The organism is Bittarella massiliensis (ex Durand et al. 2017) (assembly GCF_001486165.1).
Taxonomy (GTDB): domain Bacteria; phylum Bacillota; class Clostridia; order Oscillospirales; family Ruminococcaceae; genus Bittarella; species Bittarella massiliensis.
In genome coordinates this window covers 606549-632098 of sequence record NZ_LN908975.1, presented here as the reverse complement: position 1 = coordinate 632098, position 25550 = coordinate 606549, and the positions used below count along the sequence as shown (strand labels likewise).

Below are 25550 nucleotides of genomic sequence, written 5' to 3'. Positions count from 1 at the left end.
GTGGGTGACCCGCGTTGGGCGCTTGCAGAGGGCTGGAAAGGGACTTTGGGCAGAGGGCCGCCGCGCCGGAGCTCTGGAGGATGGCAGGGGCGGCCCCCTCCCGCAGCAGGTTCCTCTTCCCTGAAGACTGCGGGGGAAAAGGGGACCTTGAAAGGGCGGGGCAGCCTTGGCCGTCCACCGCTTCCTTTTGCCGGCCAACCGCCTTTGGACGCCGCCTCTCTGCGGAAGCACTCTGTAAAGGCACCTCCCTTTTCACACGATCGGTGGGGTCGGCCCCCACCGCCGCAGGGGAAAGGGGGCTGGGAACCGCCTCGGTCCCCCCACACAGAGAGGGGGTGGGCAGGGCGCGACCCGGCCCTACTGGTGTGGCGGAGTGAGGGTGAGATCCTTGTTCTGCACGCGGGGGAAAAGGGCAGAGCCCTGCCCTCTGATGTGGGGAGAAGCGGTGGACCACACCCCTGCCTTACCGCCATAAAGGGAGAAAAAAGGGGGGGACAACTCTGTCCTATCGATATAGGAAAAGAGGGAGGGCATCCTATCCCGCTGCCGCGAGGAAAGGCAGAACGGCCTCTTTGCTCCACCGCCGCGAGGAGAGGCAGAGCGGCCCCTCTGTCCCACCGCCGCGAGGAGAGGCGGAGCGGCCTCTCTGCCCCACCGCTGCGAGGAGAAGCGGAGCGGCCCCTCTGTCCCACCGCTGCGAGGAGAGGCGGAACGGTCTCTCTGTCCCACCGCTGCGAGGAGAGGCGGAACGGCCGCTCTGCTCCACCGCCGCGAGGAGAGGCGGAACGGCCGCTCTGCTCCACCGCCGCGAGGAGAGGCGGAACGGTCTCTCCGTCCCGCTGCTGCGAGGAGAGGCGGAGCGGCCTCTCTGCTCCACCGCCGCGAGGAGAGGCGGAGTGGCCTCTCTGTCCCACCGCTGCGAGGAGAAGAGGGGAAGTCGGCCCTTCCGCCTATCAGTACAGAGAAAAGGGGACGGGCAGTACCCCCACACCCCATGGATGCAAGGGAAAGAGAGGCGGTCTGCGCAGGGAGAAAAGGGGCGAAGGGCCGCCCCACATCCCCACAGCGAGAGGCATGCCGAGCGGCAACCCGGCCACCGCCGATGCAGAGGAAAAGGACTGGATGGCCGATAGCCACTCGATGATGACGGCACGGCAAAAACAGTCTGGGGCGGCACGTCGGCCACAGGGTACGGGGGCGGAGGGGAAAAAGGAATAAACGCTCTCCGGCCCCTGCCGGGATAAAAAGGGGGGGAACGCCCCCTCCCTTCCCCGCTGTTGCCCCGTCTCGGCCGCCCTCTTTGTATACAAATCGTATTTTTCGACTTAAAAACGACAATTTGTTTTCTATTTTATTCCCTTTGAAAGGCAAATTTCTGCCAATTCTGCCACTTCCCCCCGCAGGCGCGCCGGGGCGCATATCCCCTGCAAAAGCCGCAACACTAATCTTCGCAACCCTATTTTGCAAGCGATGCAGCCCGCTGGCGGGCCGCACCCGGAAAGGACAGACGAGTATGAAAAAATGCGCCGCACTGGCTCTCTGCCTGGCCATCTGTCTCTCGATGGCAGGCTGCACCAACGATACCAGCGGGATCGGGAGCACCTCCTCCATCACCAAAAACCAGGACGGGGACGACACCTCCCGCGGCAGCGCCTTTGCCGCCAACGCCGGGACCACCGCCTCCAAGACCGACTACGACAGCCTGAAAAACAACAAGATCGGCTGGGGACAGGGGCGGGAGATGGACGACAAAAACCGCCCGGTGGCCGCCGTGGAGACCCAGCAGAAGCTGGGGGACGAGTACAACGCCGCCTTCATCGGCCCGGAGGACAAGGTCATCTACCTGACCTTTGACCAGGGGTACGAAAACGGCTACACCGGCAAGATCCTCGACACCCTCAAAGAAAAGCAGGTGCCCGCCACCTTCTTTTTGACCTACGACTACTGCAAGGAGGCCCCCGACCTCTGCCGGCGGATGGTCGCCGAGGGGCACACCCTGGGCAACCACTCCCAAAAGCACAAGTCCTTCCCCACCCTCTCGGTGAGCGAGGCCAACGCCGACATCGACTTCATGCACCAGTATGTCAAGGAGACCTTTGGCTACGACATGAAGGTCTTTCGCTTCCCCATGGGCGAGTACTCCGAGCGGATGCTGGCCGTGGTGCGCGACTACGGCTACAAGTCGATCTTCTGGTCCTACGCCTACAAGGACTGGGTGCCCGAGGCCCAGCCGGACAAGGCCGAGAGCCTGGAGAAGCTGAAAAAGAACCTCCACCCCGGGGCCATCTTCCTGCTGCACTCGGTCTCCAGCACCAACACCGCCATCCTCGGCGATTTCATCGACTATGCCCTCTCCCAGGGCTACACCTTTCAGACCATGTGACGCCGCCCTTCAACTGGCAGGCGGCCGGGGCGACCGGCCGCCTGCCTTTTTGTAAAGTCTCTGTAAATCGCCCCCTTCCCTCTTAAGACAAGATTCCTTTTTTTGGATATTTTCTTGTCGCTTTGGGCGATCCATTCCGGACTTTTTCCGGAGTATTTTAGCCAAAACATCGAAAAATATCGCCTTTGCAAAATAATATTAAAGTGCCCATAAAGAACTGTTATACTGTCCCTGGCAAAAAGCGCCGACAAAACGAGCGGCCTTTTCCCGCGGCGCCCGCCTTTTAGGGACGGGCAGGGGGAGCGAGGCGGCGGACCAATTCTTGTGTTTTGGGGGAACGACATGAATTTCTTCAACTTTCTCTCGCTGGCCGGCGGGCTGGCCATGTTTCTCTACGGAATGAACATCATGGGGTCGGGGCTGGAGAAGCTGGCCGGCTCCAAGCTGGAGATCATCCTCACCAAGATGACCTCCAACATCTTCAAGAGCGTGCTGCTGGGGGCGCTGATCACGGCGGTCATCCAGTCCTCCTCGGCCACCACTGTCATCGTGGTGGGGCTGGTCAACTCGGGCATCCTCAAGCTGGACCGGGCCATCGGCATCATCATGGGGGCCAACATCGGCACCACCATCACCGCCCAGATCCTGGCCCTGGGGGACATCAGCTCCTCCAACTTCTTCCTGCAGCTGGTCAAGCCCACCGCCCTGGCGCCGCTGATGGCGGCCATCGGCATCGTCCTCTTCATGTTCTTGCAGGGCAACAAGCAGAAAAATCTGGGCCAGATCCTGATGGGCTTCGGCATCCTCTTCATCGGGATGCAGTCGATGGAAAGCTCCATGGCCCCCCTGCGGGACCTGCCCCAGTTCGCCGACATCCTCACCGCCCTCTCCAATCCCATCCTCGGGGTGCTGGCGGGGACCATCCTCACGGCGGTCATCCAGTCCTCCTCGGCCTCGGTGGGCATTTTGCAGGCCGTCTCCTCCACCGGGCAGCTCCGCTACTCCACCGCCATCCCCATCATCATGGGGCAGAACATCGGCACCTGCATCACCGCCATCCTGGCCTCCATCGGCGCCAACAAAAACGCCAAGCGGGCGGCGGCGGTCCACCTCTACTTCAACGTCATCGGCACCGCGGTCTTCCTCACCGCCATCTATGCGGTGCAACACCTGGTGGGCTTTGGCTTCTGGAACGAGGCCATCACTCGGGCCGACATCGCCAACTTCCACACCATCTTCAACATCTGCACCACCGTGCTGCTGGTCCCCTTTTACAAGGGGCTGGGCAAGCTGGCTGAGATGTCCATCCGCTCCAAGAAGGGAGAGGAGGACCTCACCCCCGAGGTGCCGCTGCTGGACGAGCGGCTGCTGGCCTCGCCGGGGCTGGCCATCGAGCAGGCCCGCAGCGTGGTACTGAAGATGGGGGAATACGGGCAGAAAAACTGCTCGAAGATGGTCTCACAGCTGTTCAGCTACGACCAGAAGACCGCCGACAGCATTGCCGAGTACGAGGCGGCCATCGACAAGATGGAGGTCACCCTCTCCCGCTACCTGTTAAAGCTGACCAACCAGCCCTTGAGCGACCAGGAGAGCCGCCAGGTGTCCGAGATGTTCTGGCTGGTGACCGAGTTCGAGCGCATCGGCGACTACGCCATCAACGTGTTGGAGCGGGGCGGGGAGATCGCCGACAAGAAGGTCGTCCTCTCGGACATGGCCAAGAGGGAGCTGATCATCCTAGACAAGGCCATCGGCGAGATCTTGGGCAAGGCGGTCGCCGCCTTCCGGGACCGGGACGTGGAGGTCGCCCGGGAAATCGAGCCGCTGGAAGAGACCATCGACCAAATCAAAGACGAGCTGAAGGCCCAGCACATCGAGCGGCTGAAACAGGGCACCTGCTCCATCGACGCGGGGGTCATCTTCCTGGAGATCTTGACCAACCTGGAGCGGATCGCCGACCACTGCTCCAACATCGCCGCCTATGTGGTGGGGTACGAGGGGGAACAGAAGGGCGATTTCGACGCCCACCAGTACCGCCAGACCCTGCACGACGGGCGGGAGGAGGAGTACAACCGCCTCTACCAGGAGTACAGCGAGAAGTACTCGGTCCACTGACCGAACGCGAACCGACAAAAAGAGCCGCCCCGGCCGGGACGGCTCTTTTTTTGATTCAATAAGCGCTCTGCCAGTCGTCGCCCTCGTCCTCGTCCCCCGGGGGGAGAAAGGTCCAGAAGGAGGCGGGGTCCCGGGGAGCGCGGCTCTCCACCTCCACCGAAAAGACCCGATTTTCGCAGGTGTCTTGCAGGGAGACCGGGGTCCACCCCGCCCCGGTGGGGGCGCCGAAGCAGACCTCCAGGCGGCCGGCGGTGACGTCGAAGAGCATGGAGCGAAGGGTGCCCAGCCCGTCTTGATAGTAGGGGCAGGCGACCCCGTCGGGCATGGGTCGCTCCAGCAGGGCCTTGAGGGCGGGCCCGTCCAGCCGGCCCACCCCCTCCTCCAGGGCGCGGCGGGCGATCTTCCAGCGCCGGACCGAGTGTCGGCCCCGGTGGTTGTCAAAGGGGCGCATCTCCTCATTTTGATAGTGGTTGGTGGCCACCAGCCACCGCTCGCTGTCGCGAAAGGAGAGGCGGTGCGCGCCGCCGACACTGGCCATCTCCGCCACCCGGGCGCGGCCGCTGCGGTCGGCCAGCAAGAAGACGTCGTTGGTGCGCAGGGGGAGCTGGGCCAGCAGGTCGCTGGCCTCGGCCACCGTGGCGCAGCGCTCCAACAGGGCCCGCAGGACCACGGGGAACCAGAGCCCCTCCCCCTCGGCCGGCTGCAGGAAGGAACAGGTGGACATGGTGACGCAGAGCCCCCGGTCGTTCATCCCGTCCATCCGCCCAAAGAGGAGGAGGGAGAAGCCCGCCTGGGCCGGACTGCCCGCCGCCCGGGTGACGCAGAGGCAGAGCTCGTCCGCAAACCCGTACTCGTAGCTGCGGGCCAGGTAGAGGTGTCCGTCCCCGGTGATGGCGGGGAGGGCGGCGATCTGGCTGCAGCGGCCGGGCTGACAGCAGCGATCGGAAAAGATGGCCAGCCGGCCGGGGCGGATACCCAGGGCCTCGCTGGTGCCGGCGATCTCCTCCCCCAGCCCGGGGATCGCCGCCTCCAGCAGCCGCATCTTCGCCCGCAGGGCGGGGCCGGTGACCTCCTCCCCCTCCGGCAGGAGGTTGATTTGCCGCAGGAGGGGGTTTTGCCGCAACTGGGCGGCATAGGCCTGCCCCACCTGGTAGCGGCTCCCCTCGGCCACAAGGCTGCCAAACAAGACGCTTCTCTTCACCGGCATTTCCCCCAATCGTTTTTTCCACTTTAGCAGAATAAAAAATGTTTGGCAAGGGGGGATCGGGGCCACCCCATTTAGAGGCGGGTGCCCAGCCAGGAGATTGCCAGCCCCGCCCCGATGGAAAGAAGGGTGAGGCGGTAGCGGCCAAAGCCCCAGGAGGCGGGGATCAGCTCCTCCACGGCGATGAAGAGCATCACCCCGCAGACCAGGGAAAAGACCGCCCCCAGCAGGGCCGGCGAGAGAAAGGGGCCCAGCACCAGCCAGGCCAGAAGGGCCCCCACCGGTTCGGAGAGGCCGGAGAGAAGGGCGCAGCCAAAGGCGCGGGCGCGGCTGCCGGTGGACTGGTAGATGGGCATCGCCACCGTGACCCCTTCGGGGATGTTGTGCAGGGCGATGGCCAGGGCCACCGAGAGACCCAGCCCTGCGTCCTGGTAGCCGGCCATGAAGGTGGCCATCCCCTCAGGGAGGTTGTGCAGCAAGATGGCCAGCATCGAGACCAGTCCCAGGTGAAAGAGGCTCCTCTTCCCCGGGGCGCTGCCGGGTGCTCCTTTCCCCGTGACCGGCCGGTCGGGGACCAGCCGGTCAATGGCAAAGGTGAGGGCGATGCCCGCCAAAAAGGCGGCGAAGAGGAGCCAGAAGCCCCGCCTGCGGCCCAGCGCCCCGGCCAACAGGGAGATGGCTTCGGGAAAGAGGTCCCAGAGGCTGACGCCGGCCATCACCCCGGCGGCAAAGCCCAGGGCCGCCGCCATGGGGGCGTCGCTCCCCCGCCTGCCCAAAAAGACCGCCAGCGCCCCCAGCGCGGTGGAGAGACCCGCCGCGCTGGAGAGGGCCAGGGCCTGCAAAACGCCGCTGTCCACCGGGCAACCCCTCCCCTCTTTTTCCACATATGGATATGCGCCGCGCACCGGGACCATGCGGGAAGAGGGGTGGATGGGGGAAAACAAAACCGCCGGTGAAACAGAGGGCCCGCACCGGCCTTAAACGGGCGGTATACAGACCCATCCCCCCCAAAAAGGGGATGAGAGTGCGCCGCCCCCACCGCCACCGGCAAACCGGCAGCACAGGAACCCGTTTCGCGCTGTCCACCACTCCAACGCCTGTTTTCTGCGCCTGCAACGCCTTCCCTTTCAAGAGATCCTGTGAGAAAAGCACGCTGTCTCCCTGGCAGAAGCTCGAGCATCGGGGCGGGAACGCCGCAAAAAAAGGACCGCACCCTGCGGTGCGGCCCCCCAAAAAGCGGTCTGTGCTGTGTCGGTCTGCGCCTAGAACTGCCAGACGCTGTACACGAAGGCGTCCGGGTCGTGGGGCAGGTCGTCGCCCTGCTCCAGCTCTTCGTGGATCATTTTGATGAGTCTCTGGCGGTAGGTGTCGTCATACCCCTCCATCACCGGCTCGACCTTGCTGGAGGACTCGAGGAAGTGGATGATGTCGCGGCCCATGGCGCGGCCCTTGTCGGTGTGCATGTCGTAGGCGTAGTCGGGGATCTCGAGCTTGTAGCCGCGGTCAAACTTTTTGATGGTGATGTTTTTCAGGCAGTCGGTGGAGCGCTCTTTGCTGCGGGAGCAGAGGAAGCGGATGGCGTGCATGAAGAAGAGGGGGCGATCCCCGTCGTTGTAGGGGAACTCCTGCCGGATCTTGTTGAGGGTGTAGACCACCACCGGGGCGTTGGTGTCGCCAAAGCCCACGTCCTCGACGGCCATGGCCATCAGGCGGCGCCACATCTTGTCCTCGAACTGCTCGCTGGTGATGTACATCTCGTAAGCCACGTCCACAGCGATCTCCTCTTTGCCGCGGCGGATGGACTTCTGCAGGGCGGAGACCAGTTCGTCACCGGGGATCCCGTTTCTGCTGGTGATGTTCTTCCAGGGGTCGTACGACATGAATTCTGCCATTTGAGTACCTCCAAAAATGCACAGCTCGATTTACAGTAGCTTTGCAGTAATGCGGCGCGCCGGGCGGTGCGCCACCTCTATAATAATCCATCTTTCCCCATAAAACAAGGGGCTTTTGTTGCAATGAAGCGCCGCCCGTGTTAAGATATATCTGTTATTTCGCTACATTTCGCGGATTTTTGCGGCAGCGGCGCAGACCCCCGGCAGAACGTCCGGCGCGCCGCGGAAACGGAGGGGACACAAATGATGAAAAAGCGATTTGCCCTGTGCGCCACTGCGCTGCTGAGCCTCTGCCTGCTGGCGGGCTGCGGCGGACCCAAGGCGCCCCAGGACAAGGCGGCCATCGCCTATATGGAGGCGGTGGCAAAGGGGGACGCGGCGACCATGGCCGCGGCCGACGGCTACGACCAGGGGGAGATCGACTTGAGCTACTGCGCCGACGTGGTGGCCAAGCGCCGGGCCGAGGCCAAGTTCGACATTTTGGAGTCCACCGGCGACGACGCTTCGGGCTATACCGTCACCGTGGGGGCCACCTTTGTCGACCTGGCCGAGGAGTTTCAGAAGGCCTCGGAAGAGCAGCTGGCCGCCAGCTTGGAAGGCGGCGATCTGAGCGAGGACGACATCGCCCAGAACATCGTCAAACAGCTGGAAAAGGGCGGCAAGGAGACCAAGTGGAAAATCGTCCTCAAGCTGACCAAGGAGGGCGAGGGCTACCGGGTGGACGTGAGCCAGTGCGCCGGGGACGTCGCCTCCATCTACAGCTGTGGGCTGAAAAACGCCCTCTAAGACCGAATCAAAACGAGCCCCTGCGCCAAGTATGGCGCAGGGGCTCGTTTTTGTTTGTTTACTAGGGGTGGAGCAGCCGTCGCAGCGGCTGCAAAAGGTCCTGCTGTCCCTTGATCTTGCGCCGCAGCCCTGCCGCCAGCCAGGCGATGGGGGCGGAGAGCAGGTACCAGAGAAAGGAGTAGAGGGGGCAGATCTGCCCCAGGAGATTGCCCGCCAATTGGGAGTAGTCCCAGACGCCCCAGTGCAGCCAGCGGTTGACCACACAGCCCACGCAAAATTCAATGCCGGTGATGACCGCATCCCCCACCAGGCACTTTTTCCAGAGGGGCATGGCAGGGTGCCTGCCGTTGACGGCGTAGAGGATGGAAAAACAGGTGCCCCCGGTGAGCACCATGGTCCAGTGGGTATATCCCCGCCAGAGCACCTCGATGGCGCCGTACCCCACACAGCCGATGGCGAAGACCGCCGCCGATTCCCCCGCTCGTTTCACCCAAAACCACTTCCCGTCTGTCACAAATTTCAACGGGATTAGTATTGGCGAAAGGGCGGGGATTATGGCTGGATAGTGTTGGGGCTAAAAAGTGCAAAATTCTCTCAAATTCGACATCTTTCGCCTTCCTAAATGAAAAACAGTGCTATAATGAGACAAATCACATTTTGTTTTAATTTTTTTATGGAGTTGATTTGTTTTTATGTATATAGCACACAAAAAGGGGGAGGCCACCTTTCAGACCGTGTCGGAACACCTGCACAATGTGGCCCGCCTCGCCGCAAGGTTTGCCGCCCCCTTAAGTGCAGGGGAATGCGCTTTCTGTTGCGGAATGCTCCACGACTTGGGAAAATATTCGGAAGAGTTTCGCCATCGCATCCTCGATAACGGCCCCCGGGTGGATCACTCCACCGCAGGCGCCCAGGCCCTCTGCGGTGTGATGAAAAATGGACTCGCCCGGCTCATGGCCTACTGCATTGCAGGACATCACAGCGGGTTGCCCGATGGCGGAAGCAGTTCGGACACTGCAGCCGCCCCCACCTTGATGGGCCGGCTGAAAAAAGTCGTACCCGACTATGCAAGCGGTTTACAGGAGGTCTCTATCCCCTCTGTGCTGCCCAAAAATCCCCCTCCCCTTTCTCCTGTCAACGGCGGATTCACCATGGCTTTTTTCACCAGGATGCTCTACTCCTGCCTGGTGGATGCCGATTTTTTGGACACCGAGGCCTTTATGGCCGACCAGCCGCCGCAGCGGGGGATGGGGGAGCCGCTGCCCGATCTCTGGCAAAAACTCTCACAGCACCTGCAGACATTTTACCCGCCCAAGACCCCCCTCAATCAAAAGCGATGCGACATCTTGGATGACTGCCAGAGGGCTGCGGAAGAAGCGCCGGGCCTCTTCTCCCTCACCGTTCCCACCGGGGGTGGGAAGACCCTCTCCTCCCTGGCATTTGCCCTCAAACACGCCATCCAACACGGGTTGCAGAGGATCATCTACGTCATCCCATACACCAGCATCATCGAGCAGACCGCTCAGGTCTTTCGGGATATTTTGGGGGATGAAAACGTGTTGGAGCACCACTCCAATGTCTGTTTTCGCCAGCGGGAGGAGGACGAGGTGACTCCTGCGGAACTGGCCTCCGAAAACTGGGACGCCCCTGTAGTCGTCACCACCAACGTGCAGTTTTTCGAGTCCCTCTTTTCCAACCGCTCATCCCGGTGCAGAAAACTGCACAACATCGCCCGGAGCGTCGTCATCTTCGACGAGGCGCAGATGTTGCCCCGCGACTACCTGCTGCCCTGTGTTGGCGCCATCACAGAACTGTGCGTCAACTGCGGCTGTACCGCCGTTCTCTGCACGGCGACCCAGCCCGCGTTGGACCCCTTTTTCCCCGACTCCTGCCGCCCCCGGGAAATCTGCCAAAACACCGACGCGCTCTACCGATTTTTCCGCCGGACCCAGTTGCTCTCCGTCGGCGAGAGGACCGACGCGCAGCTGGCGGCAGAGCTGGCCGAGGCGCCGCAAGTCCTCTGCATTGTCAACTCCCGCGCACAGGCGCAAAACCTCTATCAACTCCTCCCCCCAGAGGGTCGTTTTCACCTCTCCACTCTCCTCTATCCCAACCACCGCAAGCGAATTTTAAAGGCCGTCCGCAAACGGCTAAAAGAAGGGCTTCCCTGCCGGGTGGTCTCCACCTCCCTCATCGAGGCGGGGGTGGATGTGGACTTTCCCCTCGTCTACCGCTCTGAGGCCGGACTGGATTCAGATATTCAGGCGGCGGGACGCTGCAATCGGGAGGGCAAGCGCCCCCTCGAAGAGAGTCTGGTCAAACTGTTTGTCCCAGAGGAGCGGTATCGGAAACACCTCCCCGCCGCCCTTCGCACCCCACTGGAGGTCGCCCGCCTGGTGGCGGCGCGACAGGAGGACCTAGCTTCGCCCCAGGCAATTCACGACTACTTCTCCCAGCTCTTCTACCTGCAGCGGCCGATGCTCGACCGCAAAGGGATCCTCCCCTCTTTTGAGCGGGGCGCTCGGAACCTCCTCTTCCCCTTCGCCCAGGTCGCAGCGGAGTTTCACCTTATTGAAAGCCCCACCCAAACCATCCTTATCCCCTTGGAAGAGGAAGCCGCCCAACTCGCCGAAGACCTGCAACTCGGCTTTTTTAGCCGGGAGCGATTGCGCAAGGCCGGCCTTTACAGCGTCAACGTCTACCAAAATCAATTTCGCGCCCTCTGGGACAGCGGCAAATTGGAACTGTTAGCAGACGGTCTCTACCTGCTACACGATCTGGATTGCTATTCAGAAGAGATGGGCCTCACCGCCAATGTAGAAACGGGGGATGCGTTATTTGCATAAAGGAAAAGAGATGCAACAGCCGTAAACTGCCACATCTCCTTACAGGACCTCCACCTAAGTACCTACGTAATACACTATAAACTATTTCAATCCATATACATGCAACTGCATATATAACACATTTATTATAGGGCACTTTTATTTGACTGTCCACCTGGGCGCAAAATTATTATTTTCCATTTAGCCCTTGACAATATAATAAAATAAGCATATTTTGGTAATAGAGGTTTTTCTCCATTAAGTTTTTGGTAATTACTAAAAACTGAAAAAATAAAAAGAAAGGAGTGAATTACATGGGTACTTACGGTATCATGGTGGAGGTTTCTGGTGACCTGGCTCTATTCACCAGGCCCGAACTCAAGGCAGAGCGCACTTCCTATGAGATGATCACCCCCTCGGCGGCCCGAGGTTTACTGGAATCCATTTATTGGAAACCAGCGATCCAGTGGGTCATCGACAGAATCTACGTCTGTAACCCCATCCGCTTTACCAATATCCGCCGCAACGAAGTATCCGCCGTCGCCCTCTCCAGCACCGCCCGCTCCGCCATGAGAGGAGCCCGCATCCCCCTCTACATCGACGCATCGGCCAATATTCAGCAGCGCGCCTCCCAGGTGTTGCGGGACGTGCGGTATGTCATCGAGGCCCACTTCGAGATGACCGACCGCGCCGGCGAACGGGACAACCCGGACAAGCACTACGCCATCGCCATGCGCCGGCTGCAAAAGGGGCAGTGCTTTCAACAGCCCTATCTCGGCTGTCGGGAATTTCCTGCGCGGATCTCCCTTTTTGAGGGGGAGACGGTGGTCACCGCCTACCCGGACAGCGAGGAGGACTTGGGGTACATGCTCTGGGATTTGGACTACACAAAACCCACTGACATACGCCCCCTGTTTTTCCACGCGGTGCTCAAAAATGGGGTCTTGGACCTGACGGGGGGTGTGCGGGGATGATCCTTCAATCTCTGGTGGAATACTACGAAATCCTGCGCCAAAAGGACAAGGACGGCACCGTTCCCCCACCGGGGTACAGTCCCGCCAAGGTGTCCTATGCTCTGGAACTCTCGCCAGAGGGGGAGCTCCTCGGTGTGCTCTCCCTGCGCGTCAAGCAGCAGCGGGGCAAGAAAGAGGTGGAGGCCCCCCAGGTGCTGGTGGTGCCGGAGCAAGACACCCGCGCCGTAAACATCCACCCATATTTTCTCTGCGATAACTCCGGCTATCTGTTGGGCCTGGACAAAAAAGGAAAGCCCGCGCGCACAGCAGCCTGCTTCGCCGCAGCCCGAGACCTCCACCGCTCTGTGCTGGAGGGGACCTCTTCCCCTGCTGGAAAAGCGGTGTATCAGTTCTTCACCCGCTGGGACCCAGCGCTTGCCAAAGGGCACCCCGTTCTGGCAGAATACCTGGACGAGCTGACCGGCGGAGGAAGCCTCGTCTTCACCTTTGGCGGCCGCTTTGTGCAGGAGGACCCCGCCGTCAAAGCGCAGTGGGAACAGTGGCGGGCATCACACAGCGAGTCGCCCCAGATGCAGTGTCTGGTCACCGGACAAGAAGCGCCTGTCGCCGTTCTCCACCCCAAAATCAAGGGGGTACGGGGAGCGCAGTCGGTCGGCGCCTCGCTGGTGTCCTTCAACGCCCCGGCCTATGAGTCCTACGGGCGATCCGGTGGGCAGGGGCTCAACGCCCCGGTGAGTGAATACGCCGCCTTCGCCTATGGGACCGCCCTCAACTGGCTGCTCTCCGACTGGCATCACCACTGCCAGGTCGGCGATACCACCGTGGTCTACTGGGCGGCAGACCCCAACCCGCAGTTTGTCGATCTGTTCAACACGATGATGGGCAACATCGAAGGTGAGGAGGACCCCGATCACCTGTTGGCAGAGCTCTTCGCCCATGTAGAAAGAGGCGACCCTGTCGCTAGGGACCTCTCCCTCTCCACCCCCTTTTATGTTCTGGGTTTGGCACCGAACGCGGCGCGGCTCTCGGTGCGCTTTTTCCTCCAAAGCGATTTTGGGACGATGGTGAAAAACATCCACCGCCACTACCGCGATCTGGCCATCGAACGCGCCCCTTACGAGCGGGAGTACCTGACTCTCTACTGGCTCCTGCGGGAAACGGTCAACCCGAATGCCCGCGACAAAGCTCCCTCCTCTTCAATGGCGGCGGCGACCCTCCGCGCCATCCTCATGGGGGGACCCTATCCTGAGGCCCTTTACGAGTCCGTTCTGCTGCGGGTCCGCGCTGAACAGGACAACACCGAGCGCAGGACCCACAAAATCACCCGCGGCCGCGCCGCTATCATCAAGGCCTGCCTGCTGCGAAAGCCGCAGGGGGCTCTCTATCGGGAGGTATTGACCATGTCTCTGAACAAAGAATACAGCGGGAAGGAGCCCGGTGGGCAGGCGTATGTGCTCGGTCGGCTCTTCGCCGTACTGGAAAAGGCGCAGCTGGACGCCAATCCCGGCATCAACACCACCATCAAAGACCGCTACTTCACCTCTGCCTGCACCACCCCGGCGGCAGTCTTCCCCACCCTGTTGATGCTGGCGCAGCACCACATCTCCAAGGCGAGATATGGCTACTACTCCGACCAGCAGATTGGCGACCTACTCGACAAGTTGGAGGTGGACAACCGCCCCTACCCCAAACACCTCACCCTAGAAGAACAGGGTCTCTTTATTTTGGGCTACTACCACCAGGTCAAGGCGCGCTATGGAAAGGCCAATTCGGCCGACAAAAACACCGATGACGGCAGGGAGGATTAGACGATGGCTGCAATTGAAAACCGGTATGATTTTGTTGTTCTGTTCGACGTGGAAAACGGCAACCCCAACGGCGACCCCGACGCCGGCAATATGCCCCGGATCGACCCCGAGACAGGGTATGGTATTGTCACCGACGTCTGCTTAAAGAGAAAGATCCGCAACTACATAGAGACCGTCAAAGAAGGGGAAAAGGGGTATCGCATCTACATCAAAGAATCCGTTCCCCTTAACAGAAGTGATCGCGAGGCCTATGACTACCTGGGCGTAGAGGAAAAAGGGGTGGCGGCCAAAAAGAAGGAGGACCCTGAACTCGACTTGAAGATCCGCAACTTCATGTGCGAGAACTTCTACGATATCCGCACCTTTGGCGCGGTGATGGTCACCTTTGTCAAGGCGGCCCTCAACTGCGGGCAGGTGCGCGGGCCAGTGCAGATGAGTTTTGCCAGAAGTGTCGATCCCATCGTTCCCCAGGAAGTCACCATCACCCGGGTGGCCATCACGACCGAGGCCGATGCCGAGAAAAAAGGGACGGAGATGGGCCGCAAACACGTGATCCCCTACGCCCTCTACCGGGCAGAGGGGTACATCTCCGCCAACCTCGCCCAAAAGGTGACCGGCTTTTCGGAAGAGGACCTCGCTCTCCTCTGGCAGGCCATCATCAACATGTTTGAAGACGACCACTCCGCCGCGCGCGGCAAGATGGCGGTGCGGGAACTCATCGTCTTTCAGCACGAGTGCAAGCTGGGCAACGCCCCCTCCCACAAACTGTTTGAGACGGTATCGGTGGCCAGAAAAGACCCCACCACACCGGCCAGACAGTACAGCGACTACCAGGTGGAACTTCACACCGACGCGCTGCCGGCAGGGGTCACCTGTACCCGGATGATCTGACCGTGTACCGGGAAGAGGAATTTCTCCTCCTCTCCGGGTTGCAGCACTTTTCCTTCTGCCGCCGCCAGTGGGCCCTGATCCACATCGAACAGCAGTGGGCGGAAAACCTGCGCACCGTCGAAGGGGAGATCATGCACCAGCGCGCCCACAATGCCGATTTGTCGGAGATGCGGGACGGCGTCCTCTACACCCGGGGCATGCAGGTTTTTTCCCGCACCCTCGGGATGAGCGGCGCCTGCGATGTGGTGGAATTTCACCCCGCCCCCGACGGCATCCCCCTGCAGGGGCGGGAGGGGCTCTACCTCCCGGTGCCGGTCGAATACAAAAAGGGGCGGCCCAAAGAGGGGGACGCAGACCGACTGCAGCTCTGTGGACAGGCGATCTGCCTGGAGGAAATGCTGGCCTGCTCCATCCCCCAGGGGTACCTCTATTACGGGGAGACGAGAAGGCGGGAAACCGTGCCCTTTACCGGGGAATTGCGCACTGCCGTCACAACTATGGCAGAGGAGATACACCGACTTTACAGCCGCCAATATACCCCCAAAGTGCGGCCCAGCAAGTCCTGTAACGCCTGCTCTCTCAAAGACCTCTGCCTGCCAAAATTGGCGCGGAAGGGCAGTGCTGCCGCGTATATCCGCGCCCGATTGGAGGAGGTGACACCGTGCGAAAACTGCTGAACACCCTCTATGTGACCACCCCCGACACCTATCTGGCCTTGGACGGCGAAAATGTAGTGGTATTGGGGGATGAGGACAGTCCCTCCCGCCAATTTCCACTTCACATCCTGGAGGGGATCGTCTCCTTCGGCTACAAAGGGGCCAGCCCGGCCCTGATGGGGGCCTGCGTCGAGCGCGGGATCGCCCTCACCTTTTTCTCCCCCAACGGCCGCTATCTGGCCGGGGTAAACGGCAAAAGCCGCGGAAACATCCTCCTGCGCAAAGCCCAGTACCGGGTATCCGACGACCCCTCGGGCAGTGCGCTCATCGCCCGGTCATTTTTGGTCGGAAAGGTCTACAACTCGCGTTGGGTGCTGGAACGAGCTCTCCGCGACCACAGGATGCGGGTGGACGAAGCGGCCTTAGGAGCGGCTTCTCAGGCCCTCACCGCCTCCCTCACCCCCATTGCAAACTGCGGTGATTTGGAGCAGTTGAGGGGGTTGGAAGGAGAAGCGGCCACCCGCTACTTCTCGGTCTTCGACGAGCTGATTTTGCAGAACAAAGACGCCTTCTCTTTTCAGGGAAGAAATCGCCGCCCACCGCTGGACAACATCAACGCCCTGCTCTCGTTTACCTATACCCTGCTGTCCAGCGATTGCGCCGCGGCTCTAGAGGGGGTGGGGCTAGACGCCTATGTGGGCTTTCTGCATCGAGACCGTCCGGGGCGCGCCTCCCTTGCACTGGATTTGATGGAGGAACTTCGCAGTGTCTGCGCAGACCGGTTTGTCCTCTCCCTTATCAACAACCGGGTGGTCTCCCCCAAGGGCTTTACCAAGCGGGAGAGCGGCGCTGTCGTCATGGACGACGATACCCGAAAAGCTGTGCTGACGGCCTGGCAAAACCGCAAAAAAGAGGAACTGACCCACCCCTTTCTGGAGGAAAAAATCCCCTGGGGACTGGTTCCCTTCGTCCAGGCCATGCTGTTGGCCCGTCATCTCCGCGGCGATTTAGACGCTTACCCGCCCTTTTTGTGGAAGTGAGGAAACAATGCTGGTTCTCATCACCTATGATGTCAACACCACCGATGCCGGTGGAAAAAAGCGGCTGCGAAAGGTCGCAAAAAAGTGCGTCAACTTTGGACAAAGGGTGCAAAACTCCGTATTTGAGTGCATTTTGGACGCCGCCCAGGCCCGCCTCTTGCGCCACCAGCTAGAAGAACTCATTGACCCGGAAAAGGACAGTCTTCGGTTTTACTATCTGGGAAACAACTATCGCGGCAAGGTCGAACACATCGGCGCCAAACCCTCCTATGAGGCCGAAGGCGTACTTCTCCTCTGACGGTGCGAACGACATATAGACGTGGTTTTCCCGGTGCCTTCGCACCGGGAAAATCGCTCTTTTGCCGAAAAAATGTATGCCATCGCGAAAAAAAAGCACTGTTTGTTGAGAAGGAGCACACAAGTTACAGAAAAGCGAGGCGTATTTTTGCCTTCTTTGTGAATATCTGCTGTCACCTTCCGCGAGGAAGGTGGGGATTGAAATTCGTTGCTCAAGTTTCGCAAAGGGAACCCAGAGGGTCACCTTCCGCGAGGAAGGTGGGGATTGAAATCCGATGGCCGTTTTGGTTGTCCCTACCAACGGCTGTCACCTTCCGCGAGGAAGGTGTGGATTGAAATCAAAGGAGACGCATGTATAGCTGTGTCCTCTGCGTCACCTTCCGCGAGGAAGGGGGCCAAAATATCGATTTAGTGCGCTTTAGCGATAGCGAAGGGGGAAAAAGCAGTTGCCCCCAATCCCTGCCACTTATAGCCTCTCTTTTGCAAACAGCACGACAAAAAGGTCTCACACAACTGTGTGAGACCTTTTCTGGTGAACCACCGGGGATTCGAACCCCGGACCCTTTGATTAAAAGTCAAATGCTCTGCCAACTGAGCTAGTGGTTCATATTCTGAAAAATGCGCCCGTAAAGCGCTTATTTATAATAGCACTTGCCCCCTGCAAAGTCAACACTTTTTTGCCAAATTTCCGGAAATCTGCGGGGCGGCTGGTCGGCCCCGCGCGCCTTCTGCGCCGCTTTGAGGGAGTCATCTCTCCCCCCGCCGGCCGCGCTCCCCACTATCCTGCCCCGCTGCGCAAAAAATATACCGATTTTTTGCCGGGCCGTCGGGGCGCAAAAAGCGAGCGGCGGCCACAAGTGGCCGCCGCTCGCTCATCGCCGTGCAGGCGTTTTCTCATATTTTATACAGGGCAGGTTCGGTCAGTCGCGCTCTTTGGTGGCGATCTTCGCCCTCACCATGTCGGTGAAGGCCTCCACCGACATGGCGCCCAGATCGCCCTCGCTGCGGGAGCGGACCGAGACGTTGCCCTCGGACTGCTCCTTCTCGCCCACCACCAGCATGTAGGGGATCTTCTGCAACTGGGCCTCGCGGATCTTGTAGCCCATCTTCTCGGCGCGGTAGTCCCCCTCGACCCGGATGCCCTGGCTGTCCAGCTGCTGCTGCAACTGCTGGGCGTAGTCGTGGAACTTCTCGCTGATGGGGACGATCTTCACCTGCACCGGGGCCAGCCAGGTGGGGAAGGCGCCGGCAAAGTGCTCGATGAGGATGCCGATGAACCGCTCGATGCTGCCAAAGACCACCCGGTGGATCATCACGGGGCGGTGCTTCTGGCCGTCCTCGCCGGTGTACTCCAGCTCAAAGCGCTCGGGCATCTGCATGTCCAGCTGAATGGTGCCGCACTGCCAGGTGCGGCCGATGGCGTCCACCAGGTGGAAGTCCAGCTTGGGCCCGTAGAAGGCGCCGTCGCCCTCGTTGATGGTGTACTCCCGGCCCAGCTCCTCCATGGCCTCCTTCAGGCCGTTGGTGGCGCGCTCCCAGTCCTCGTCGCTGCCCATGTGGTCCTCGGGCATGGTGGAGAGCTCGATCTTATAGGGGAAGCCGAAGAGGCTGTACACCTCGTCGATGAGGCGGATGACCCCTTTGATCTCGTCCTTGATCTGCTCGGAGGTCATGAAGATGTGGGCGTCGTCCTGGGTGAAGCAGCGCACCCGCATCAGCCCGTGAAGGGCGCCGGAGAGCTCGTGCCGGTGCACCAGACCCAGCTCGCCCACCCGCATGGGCAGGTCGCGGTAGGAGTGGGGCTGGGTCTTGTAGACCAGCATCCCGCCGGGGCAGTTCATCGGCTTGATGGCGAAGTCCTGCTCGTCGATGACGGTGGTGTACATGTTGTCCTTGTAGTGGCCCCAGTGGCCGCTGCGCTCCCACAGGGTGCGGCTGAGGATGATGGGGGTGCTGATCTCCTGGTAGCCGGCCTTGTGGTGGATCTCCCGCCAGTAGTCGATGAGGGTGTTTTTGAGCACCATCCCCTTGGGCAGGAAGAAGGGGAAGCCGGGGCCCTCGTCCAGCAGGGTGAAGAGCTCCAACTCCTTGCCCAGCTTGCGGTGGTCCCGCTTTTTGGCCTCTTCCAGCAGGGCCAGGTGCTCTTCCAGCAAGCTGGCCTTGGGGAAGGCGGTGCCGTAGACGCGGCAGAGCATGGCCTTGTCCGAATCGCCCCGCCAGTAGGCGCCGGTGGCGCTGGTGAGCTTGACGGCTTTGACCTTGGAGGTGTCCAGCAGGTGGGGCCCGGCGCAGAGGTCGGTGAAGTCCCCCTGTTTAAAGAAGGAGATCTTCTCCCCCTTGCCGGCGTGCTCCTCGATCAGCTCCAGCTTGTAGGGCTGGTCGGCCATCAGCTCCTTGGCCTCGGCGGGGTCCAGCTCGAAGCGCTCCAGGGGCAGGGCCTCCTTGGCGATCTTCTTCATCTCGGCCTCGATCTTCTCCAGGTCCTCGGTGGTGAAGGGCTTCTCCACGTCGAAATCGTAGTAGAAGCCGCCGTCGATGGCCGGGCCGATGGCGAATTTCACCCCGGGGAAGAGGTGCTGCACCGCCTGGGCCAGGACGTGGGAGGCGGTGTGCCAGAAAACCCGCTTGCCCGCCGCGTCCTCAAAGGTCAGTATCTCCAGGGAACAGTCCCTCTCCAGCGGCTGGCGCAGGTCGGCCACCTCGCCGTCCACCAGGCCGCCCACCGCGTTGCGGTAAAGGCCCATGGAGATCTGCTTGGCCACCTCCGCCACGGTAGAGCCCTGCTCCACCTGCAGCGACGAGCCGTCTTTCAGTTTGACATCGATCATTGTTGTCTCCTCCTCACTGTGCGCCCGAAGGGGCGCTGTGTGCACAAGTTGCCGCGTCTGTGCGGCGGGGCCCAGAGGGGCTGGCGGCGGGAAGGCCGCGCCCTGCGCCCGGCCCGTCGGCCGCGGCGCAATAAAAAAACTTCACCCCTCGCATCTTCCAAGGGGTGAAGTCACACTCTCGCAAACTCCACGGTTCCACCCAAATTGCGCCCGGTAAGGGGCGCCACTCGTGCCAGGGGATAACGGCCCTGAGCCGGCAGGGATTGGCTGCACTCCGAGGTGGTACGCGGCCCCGCCCCCACCCCGCGCCGCTTTCAGCCGGCGGCGGCGCTCTCTTTTGGGGAAGGCGGGCGCGCATGTCCTCATCTACGCTTTTTCTGTTTTCATACTAGCACAGCTTTCCCCCCCTGTCAATCGCCATCTGAGCGCCTGGCAGGCCGTTTTTCGGCGAAAAAAAGCACGCCTATTGGAGGGGACTTCCGCCCCCTGCGCCCGTCTTTGCGCCTTGACAGCAACTTGTTCCTAATATAAAATAAGAACAGTGTCCTTTTTGTTCTAACTGCTAAAAAATACATGCTGAAAAGCAAAAAATTCAAAGAAAAGGAGGGATTTTCTCTATGCCATTTACGCCTGTAACCATTGCAATCATCGCCGTTTCAGCGGTGATTTTGGCAGTCGTCGCCTTTGCCGGCGGCTTTGCCTACCGCAAGAAAGTGGCCGAATCCAAAATCGGCGCAGCCGAGACCGAAGCGACCAGAATTGTAAATGACGCCGTGAAAGAGGCGCAGGCCCGCAAGAAAGAGAGCCTGCTGGAAGCCAAAGACGAGATCCTCAAACTGAAGACCGAAACCGACCGGGAACTGAAAGACCGCCGGGCGGACATCTCCCGCCAGGAGAAGCGGGTCATTCAAAAAGAGGAGTCCCTGGACAAAAAAATCGCCGGGGTGGAGCAGAAGAGCGACCGGCTGGAGAAGAAGCTCAAGGACGCCGAGGACCGCCTGGCCGAGGCCGAGGCCATCAAGGCCAGCCAGTTTGAGACCCTGGAGAAGATCTCCGGCCTGACCGCCGAGCAGGCCAAGGCCCAGCTGCTGGAAAAGCTGGACGAGGAACTGACCCACGAGAAGGCCCTGAAGATCAACGCCTACGAGGCCCACCTGAAAGAGGAGCAGGACGAGATGACCCGCAACCTGCTGGGCCTCTCCATCGCCCGCTGCGCCGCCGACCACGCCTCGGAGGCCACCGTCTCGGTGGTGCCCCTGCCCAACGACGAGATGAAGGGGCGGATCATCGGCCGTGAGGGCCGCAACATCCGCGCGCTGGAGACCCTGACCGGGGTCGACCTGATCATCGACGACACCCCCGAGGCCATCACCCTCTCGAGCTTTGACCCGGTGCGCCGGGAGGTGGCGCGGGTGGCCCTGGAGCGACTGATCCAGGACGGCCGGATCCACCCCTCCCGCATCGAGGAGATGGTGAACAAGGCCAAAAACGAGGTGGAGAACACCATCAAACAGGAGGGGCACCGCGCCGTGATGGAACTGGGTATCCACGGCATCAACCCCGAACTGGTCAAGCTGCTGGGCCGGCTGCGCTACCGCACCAGCTACGGCCAAAACGTCCTCAACCACTCGATGGAGGTCGCCCAGCTCTCGGGCCTTCTGGCCGGTGAACTGGGGGTGGACGTGGACATGGCCAAGCGGGCCGGGCTGCTGCACGACATCGGCAAGGCCCTGGACCACGAGGTCGAGGGCTCCCACATCAAGATCGGGGTGGACGTGGCCAAGCGCTACCGGGAGAACCCCCAGATCATCCACGCCATCGAGGCCCACCACGGCGACGTGGAGGCCCAGACCGTTCTCGCCTGCATCGTCAAGGCGGCCGACGCCATCAGCGCCGCCCGCCCGGGCGCCCGCCGGGAGAACGTGGAGAACTACATCAAGCGGCTGCAGCGGCTGGAAGAGCTGACCAACTCCTTCGACGGGGTCGAGAAGTCCTTTGCCATCCAGGCCGGCCGCGAGGTGCGGATCATGGTCAAGCCGGAGGTCATCAAGGACGACGAGATGACCGTGCTGGCCCACGACATCGTCAAGAAGATCGAGTCCGACCTGGACTACCCCGGCCAAATCAAGGTGCACATCATCCGCGAGAGCCGGGCCATCGACTTCGCCAAATAAGGCCGTACCCTTTTTTCTGTACACAGAGCGCCCCGCGCCGGAGAAATCCCGGTGCGGGGCGTTTTTTTCGCCGCTTTTGTGCTATAATAGCAGACAGGATCGGCCGCCCGGCCCCGGAGATGGGGCGGGCGGGCTTTTGAGAAGGGAGCGGAGAGATGTGAACATCCTCTTTATCGGGGACGTGGTGGGGCCGGCGGGCTGCCGCCACCTGCAGCGGGTGCTGCCCGACCTGCGGCGGCAGTACGGGGCGCACCTGTGCATCTGCAACGGGGAGAACTCGGCCGAGGGGAACGGCCTCAGCTACGACAGCGCCCAGATGCTCCTGCAGGCCGGAGCCGACGTGATCACCACCGGCAACCACCTCTTTAAAAAGAGGGAGGCCCTCTCCCTCCTCGAAGAGATGCCCCACGTGGTGCGCCCCCTGAACTACACCCGGGCGCCGGGCTGCGGCTGGTACCTCTTTGACAGCATCCGCGGGCAGGTCTGCGTGGTCTCCCTGATGGGGACGGTCTTTATGGACGGCCTCCCCAGCCCCTTTGAGACGATGGACGAATTTCTCAAAGACCCGCCCTGCGAGACGGTGGTGGTGGACTTTCACGCCGAGGCCACCAGCGAGAAGCGGGCCATGGGGTTTTACCTGGACGGGCGGGTGTCCGCCGTGCTGGGCACCCACACCCACGTGCAGACCGCCGACGCCCAGATCCTGCCCGGCGGCACCGCCTACATCACCGACGCGGGGATGACCGGGCCTGTCGACTCGGTGCTGGGGGTGAAAAAGGAAATCATCCTGGAGCGGTTCCTCACCCACCTGCCAAACCGGTTCGAGATCGCCACCGGCCCCTGCACCCTCTGCGGGGTCGCCCTGGAGTTGGAGGGCAAAAGAGCGAAAAATATCACCTCTTTTTGTATATAACAACCGTATATTTCCTTTGCTATTGTAAAAATATAGTCAATGTGTTACACTCTCTTTATCAGGAGTTCACCTTGTAAGGAGGGTGTTACATGGAAGTGTTAAAGGTGTCGTCCAAGTCCGCGCCCAACTCTGTGGCGGGCGCAATCGCAGCAGTGGTCAAAGAAAGCGGTGCGGCTGAACTCCAGGCGGTGGGCGCTGGCGCGATCAACCAGGCCCTCAAGGCGGTGGCCGTTGCCCGGGGCTATATGGCGCCGTCGGGGGTCAACCTGATCTGTATCCCCGCCTTTACCACCATCGCCATTGACGGGGAAGAAAAGACCGGTATCAAGCTCATTGTAGAGCCCCGCTGAATCGGGGCTCCAGGTCGGGTGGGGCGGTCCGACGCCCCGCCGTCAGCCAGCGCCGCTCGCGGGCGCTGGCTGTCTTTTTGTGCCGCCCCGGGCGATAAGGGGCCCTATTTTGGCATAAACTGATAGGGGGGCGGACACCCCGGCCGCCCCCCAGTTTACAAAACGGCGTTTATTCTCTATAATAGAGGTACCATTTTTCCGCATTTCTCCCCGCCCCCGCTGGGCGCCGGGCGAGAGGTGCCTGTTTTGATTGCTTTCAGGCGGGCGCGGGGGCAGCGCTCCCCCGCCCCGCCAGACGAATGGAAAAGGGAGTGACTTGGTTTGTTGAAATTAGAAAACCACCTGGGCACGACAACGATCACCACCGAATACTTTGCCGGTCTCATCGGCAACGTGGTCTCCAGCTGCTACGGCGTGGTGGGGATCTCCGCCTCGACCCCGATGCAGGGGATGTTGCGCCGGGTGTCCGGCCGCTCCACTCCCGCGCAGGGGGTCAAGATCAAGGCGATCGGCGACAAGCTGGTCGTGGACATTCACATCAAGGTCCTCTACGGAATCAACGTTTCCGCCATTGTGAAAAGCATCATGAACAAAGTCCGGTACGCCGTCTCCCAGGCCGTGGGTCTGCAGGTGGCAAAGATCAACGTCTTTGTTGACGACATGGCGGCCGAATAAAGGGGAGTATTTGGATGATAACAGGACAACTGCTGCGCGACAGCATCATCTCCGGCGCCAACAACATTCAAAACCAGCGGTTGGCGGTGGATGAGTTAAACGTCTTCCCGGTGCCCGACGGGGACACCGGCACCAACATGTCCATGACCATCGGCAACGGGGCCAAAGAGCTGGCCATGCTGCCGGACAGCTGCACCGTGGCCGAGGCCGCCAAGACCGCCGCCTCGGCCCTGCTGCGGGGGGCGCGGGGCAATTCGGGGGTCATCCTGTCCCTGATCTTCCGCGGTTTTTCCAAGGGCCTCAAGGGGCTGGAGACCGCCTCCCCCGCCGACCTGGCCCGCGCCCTGCAAGAGGGGGTGGCCGGGGCCTACAAGGCGGTGATGAAGCCCACCGAGGGCACCATCCTCACGGTGGCCCGGGTGTCGGCCGAGCGGGCGGTGGAGTACGCCCCCCACGCCGAGAGCGCCGCCGATCTGTGGGCGCTGGTCTGCCAGGTGGCCGAGGAGACCCTGGCCGAGACCCCCGAACTGCTGCCGGTGCTGAAAAAGGCCGGGGTGGTGGACGCCGGCGGCCGCGGGCTGCTGGTCATCTTCCAAGGGATGCTGCAGGTGTTGCAGGGCGGCCCGGTGGTGGAGGGCGAAAACCGCACCGCCGAAAAGGCCAAGAAGGCCGCCGGCACCAAAGAGGTGGCCGGCGAGTTCGACATGTCCATGACCGAGCTCTACTGCACCGAGTTCATCATCAACCGGGGCGAGGACCGGCAGAATCCCCTGAAGCTGCGGGCCTTTTTGGAGGCCATGGGCAACAGCGTGGTCTTTGTGGACGACGAGGACATCATCAAGGTGCACGTGCACACCGGGGACCCGGGCGCCGCCTTGAGCGAGGCGGTCAAGTGGGGCTACCTGACCAACCTGAAAATCGAGAACATGCTCGAGCAGTACAAGGCCCGGCTGGCCGAGGGGGCCAACCCCGAGGAGGAAGTCCCCCCCACCTTTGCCGCCGACGAGGACGAGGACCGCTTTGACTACCAGCCGGTGGACCCGGACTGCGAGTACGGCTTTGTGGCGGTGGCCGCTGGCAGCGGCATCAAGACCCTCTTTTTGGATTTGGGGGTCAACGCGGTGGTCAGCGGGGGGCAGACCATGAACCCCTCCACCGAGGACATCCTCAAGGCCATCCACTCGGTGCCGGCCAAAACGGTGTTCGTGCTGCCCAACAACAAAAACATTATCATGTCCGCCGAGCAGACCCTGGCCCTGGCCGACCGCCGGGTGGTGGTGCTGCAGACCCGCACCATCCCCCAGGGGCTCTCGGCCATGCTGAGTTTTGACCCCTCCGCCTCGGTGCGGGAGAACTCGGTGAACATGACCAAGGCCATCGACCACGTGGGCACCGGGCAGATCACCTATGCCGCCCGCAACTCCGACTACGACGGCCACAAAATCAAAGAGGGGCAGATGCTGGCCCTGTTGGGGGGCAAGCTCTCCTTCACCGAGAGCGACCTGCAGAAGGCGGTGGTCAAGCTGGTGCGCCAGCTCATCAAAAAGGACACCTCCTTCATCACCCTCATCACCGGGCAGGACGTCCCCACCGCCGAGAGCGAGCAGATCGAAAACGCCGTGCGCGCCCGCCTCCCCGAAGGGGTGGAGATGGCGGTGGTCTACGGCGGCCAGCCGGTCTATTACTACATCATTTCCGCCGAATAGAGAGCTGTTCGGCCCTTGGCGCGGCAGTGGCGGCGC

20 protein-coding genes and 1 tRNA gene are annotated in these 25550 nt (G+C 61.5%); 15 read left to right on the top strand and 6 right to left on the bottom strand.

The features are described from left to right. Nucleotides 1–1513: 1513 nt before the first annotated feature. On the top strand, nucleotides 1514–2383 hold the full coding sequence (locus BN3266_RS03305) for a delta-lactam-biosynthetic de-N-acetylase (protein WP_059003741.1): 870 nt from the start codon (nucleotides 1514–1516) through the stop codon (nucleotides 2381–2383). Between the two features lie 342 nt (nucleotides 2384–2725). Continuing rightward, a complete protein-coding gene (locus BN3266_RS03300) occupies nucleotides 2726–4495 on the top strand; it encodes a Na/Pi cotransporter family protein (protein WP_059003858.1) in 1770 nt (589 codons plus the stop codon). A 55-nt stretch (nucleotides 4496–4550) separates the two neighbouring features. Here BN3266_RS03300 and BN3266_RS03295 read toward each other — a convergent pair whose 3' ends face one another. From BN3266_RS03295 to BN3266_RS03285, 3 genes are all read right to left on the bottom strand, one after another. Next, complete coding sequence (locus tag BN3266_RS03295; protein ID WP_154668958.1) at nucleotides 4551–5696, bottom strand: C45 family autoproteolytic acyltransferase/hydrolase; 1146 nt, start codon at nucleotides 5694–5696, stop codon at nucleotides 4551–4553. Nucleotides 5697–5773: 77 nt separating this feature from the next. Next, nucleotides 5774–6556, bottom strand: a complete 783-nt coding sequence (zupT, locus tag BN3266_RS03290) for a zinc transporter ZupT (RefSeq protein WP_059003737.1) — start codon at nucleotides 6554–6556, stop codon at nucleotides 5774–5776. 405 nt (nucleotides 6557–6961) lie between these two features. After that, nucleotides 6962–7591, bottom strand: coding sequence for a hypothetical protein (locus tag BN3266_RS03285; protein WP_021659793.1), 630 nt, complete (start codon nucleotides 7589–7591; stop codon nucleotides 6962–6964). Between the two features lie 246 nt (nucleotides 7592–7837). Here BN3266_RS03285 and BN3266_RS03280 point away from each other — a divergent pair, with 246 nt between their 5' ends. After that, on the top strand, nucleotides 7838–8377 hold the full coding sequence (locus BN3266_RS03280) for a hypothetical protein (protein WP_154668957.1): 540 nt from the start codon (nucleotides 7838–7840) through the stop codon (nucleotides 8375–8377). A 61-nt stretch (nucleotides 8378–8438) separates the two neighbouring features. Here the strand turns inward: BN3266_RS03280 and BN3266_RS03275 are convergent, their stop codons facing one another. Then, complete coding sequence (locus BN3266_RS03275; protein ID WP_059003733.1) at nucleotides 8439–8867, bottom strand: putative ABC transporter permease; 429 nt, start codon at nucleotides 8865–8867, stop codon at nucleotides 8439–8441. Between the two features lie 202 nt (nucleotides 8868–9069). Here BN3266_RS03275 and BN3266_RS03270 point away from each other — a divergent pair, with 202 nt between their 5' ends. The 7 genes from BN3266_RS03270 to cas2 all read left to right on the top strand — a co-directional run bounded on the left by BN3266_RS03270 (nucleotide 9070) and on the right by cas2 (nucleotide 16869). Continuing rightward, nucleotides 9070–11223 carry a CRISPR-associated helicase/endonuclease Cas3 gene (locus BN3266_RS03270; RefSeq protein ID WP_059003731.1) on the top strand — a complete coding sequence of 718 codons (2154 nt, stop codon included), beginning with the start codon at nucleotides 9070–9072 and terminating at the stop codon, nucleotides 11221–11223. Nucleotides 11224–11516: 293 nt separating this feature from the next. Continuing rightward, complete coding sequence (cas5c, locus tag BN3266_RS03265; protein WP_059003728.1) at nucleotides 11517–12176, top strand: type I-C CRISPR-associated protein Cas5c; 660 nt, start codon at nucleotides 11517–11519, stop codon at nucleotides 12174–12176. After that, nucleotides 12173–13984 carry a type I-C CRISPR-associated protein Cas8c/Csd1 gene (gene cas8c, locus BN3266_RS03260; RefSeq protein ID WP_059003726.1) on the top strand — a complete coding sequence of 604 codons (1812 nt, stop codon included), beginning with the start codon at nucleotides 12173–12175 and terminating at the stop codon, nucleotides 13982–13984. The genes cas5c and cas8c overlap by 4 nt, the downstream gene beginning before the upstream one ends. A gap of 3 nt (nucleotides 13985–13987) precedes the next feature. Then, on the top strand, nucleotides 13988–14875 hold the full coding sequence (cas7c, locus tag BN3266_RS03255; RefSeq protein ID WP_059003725.1) for a type I-C CRISPR-associated protein Cas7/Csd2: 888 nt from the start codon (nucleotides 13988–13990) through the stop codon (nucleotides 14873–14875). Beyond that, nucleotides 14872–15552, top strand: a complete 681-nt coding sequence (gene cas4 / locus BN3266_RS03250; protein ID WP_059003723.1) for a CRISPR-associated protein Cas4 — start codon at nucleotides 14872–14874, stop codon at nucleotides 15550–15552. The genes cas7c and cas4 overlap by 4 nt, the downstream gene beginning before the upstream one ends. Further along, nucleotides 15537–16571, top strand: coding sequence for a type I-C CRISPR-associated endonuclease Cas1c (gene cas1c / locus BN3266_RS03245; protein ID WP_059003721.1), 1035 nt, complete (start codon nucleotides 15537–15539; stop codon nucleotides 16569–16571). Before cas4 ends, cas1c begins: the two co-directional genes overlap by 16 nt. A gap of 7 nt (nucleotides 16572–16578) precedes the next feature. Continuing rightward, nucleotides 16579–16869, top strand: coding sequence for a CRISPR-associated endonuclease Cas2 (gene cas2 / locus BN3266_RS03240; protein WP_059003718.1), 291 nt, complete (start codon nucleotides 16579–16581; stop codon nucleotides 16867–16869). 529 nt (nucleotides 16870–17398) lie between these two features. On the opposite strand, the gene BN3266_RS03235 is transcribed toward cas2, so the two are convergent. After that, nucleotides 17399–17474 (bottom strand) — tRNA-Lys (locus tag BN3266_RS03235). Nucleotides 17475–17788: 314 nt separating this feature from the next. Further along, the gene (thrS, locus tag BN3266_RS03230; RefSeq protein ID WP_059003716.1) at nucleotides 17789–19696 is read right to left on the bottom strand and encodes a threonine--tRNA ligase; all 1908 of its coding nucleotides are present in this window, start codon (nucleotides 19694–19696) and stop codon (nucleotides 17789–17791) included. 617 nt (nucleotides 19697–20313) lie between these two features. On the opposite strand from thrS, the gene rny reads away from it, so the two are divergent. The 5 genes from rny to BN3266_RS03205 all read left to right on the top strand — a co-directional run bounded on the left by rny (nucleotide 20314) and on the right by BN3266_RS03205 (nucleotide 25514). Continuing rightward, nucleotides 20314–21870, top strand: coding sequence for a ribonuclease Y (rny, locus tag BN3266_RS03225; RefSeq protein WP_021661332.1), 1557 nt, complete (start codon nucleotides 20314–20316; stop codon nucleotides 21868–21870). A 157-nt stretch (nucleotides 21871–22027) separates the two neighbouring features. Continuing rightward, a complete protein-coding gene (locus tag BN3266_RS03220) occupies nucleotides 22028–22783 on the top strand; it encodes a TIGR00282 family metallophosphoesterase (RefSeq protein WP_059003713.1) in 756 nt (251 codons plus the stop codon). A gap of 89 nt (nucleotides 22784–22872) precedes the next feature. Next, nucleotides 22873–23133 carry a stage V sporulation protein S gene (locus BN3266_RS03215; protein WP_021661334.1) on the top strand — a complete coding sequence of 87 codons (261 nt, stop codon included), beginning with the start codon at nucleotides 22873–22875 and terminating at the stop codon, nucleotides 23131–23133. 321 nt (nucleotides 23134–23454) lie between these two features. Then, nucleotides 23455–23808 carry an Asp23/Gls24 family envelope stress response protein gene (locus BN3266_RS03210; protein WP_021661337.1) on the top strand — a complete coding sequence of 118 codons (354 nt, stop codon included), beginning with the start codon at nucleotides 23455–23457 and terminating at the stop codon, nucleotides 23806–23808. 14 nt (nucleotides 23809–23822) lie between these two features. Then, nucleotides 23823–25514: a DAK2 domain-containing protein gene (locus BN3266_RS03205; protein ID WP_059003710.1), complete on the top strand. Its 1692-nt coding sequence runs from the start codon at nucleotides 23823–23825 to the stop codon at nucleotides 25512–25514. The last annotated feature ends 36 nt before the right edge of the window (nucleotides 25515–25550 follow it).

Coding starts and splice junctions, on each gene's coding strand:
- cas8c (WP_059003726.1), top strand. CDS start 12,173: ATGATCCTTCAATCTCTGGTGGAATACTACGAAATCCTGCGCCAAAAG.
- BN3266_RS03280 (WP_154668957.1), top strand. CDS start 7,838: ATGAAAAAGCGATTTGCCCTGTGCGCCACTGCGCTGCTGAGCCTCTGC.
- cas2 (WP_059003718.1), top strand. CDS start 16,579: ATGCTGGTTCTCATCACCTATGATGTCAACACCACCGATGCCGGTGGA.
- BN3266_RS03205 (WP_059003710.1), top strand. CDS start 23,823: ATGATAACAGGACAACTGCTGCGCGACAGCATCATCTCCGGCGCCAAC.
- BN3266_RS03305 (WP_059003741.1), top strand. CDS start 1,514: ATGAAAAAATGCGCCGCACTGGCTCTCTGCCTGGCCATCTGTCTCTCG.
- rny (WP_021661332.1), top strand. CDS start 20,314: ATGCCATTTACGCCTGTAACCATTGCAATCATCGCCGTTTCAGCGGTG.
- cas5c (WP_059003728.1), top strand. CDS start 11,517: ATGGGTACTTACGGTATCATGGTGGAGGTTTCTGGTGACCTGGCTCTA.
- BN3266_RS03270 (WP_059003731.1), top strand. CDS start 9,070: ATGTATATAGCACACAAAAAGGGGGAGGCCACCTTTCAGACCGTGTCG.
- thrS (WP_059003716.1), bottom strand. CDS start 19,696: ATGATCGATGTCAAACTGAAAGACGGCTCGTCGCTGCAGGTGGAGCAG.
- BN3266_RS03285 (WP_021659793.1), bottom strand. CDS start 7,591: ATGGCAGAATTCATGTCGTACGACCCCTGGAAGAACATCACCAGCAGA.
- BN3266_RS03215 (WP_021661334.1), top strand. CDS start 22,873: ATGGAAGTGTTAAAGGTGTCGTCCAAGTCCGCGCCCAACTCTGTGGCG.
- cas7c (WP_059003725.1), top strand. CDS start 13,988: ATGGCTGCAATTGAAAACCGGTATGATTTTGTTGTTCTGTTCGACGTG.
- BN3266_RS03300 (WP_059003858.1), top strand. CDS start 2,726: ATGAATTTCTTCAACTTTCTCTCGCTGGCCGGCGGGCTGGCCATGTTT.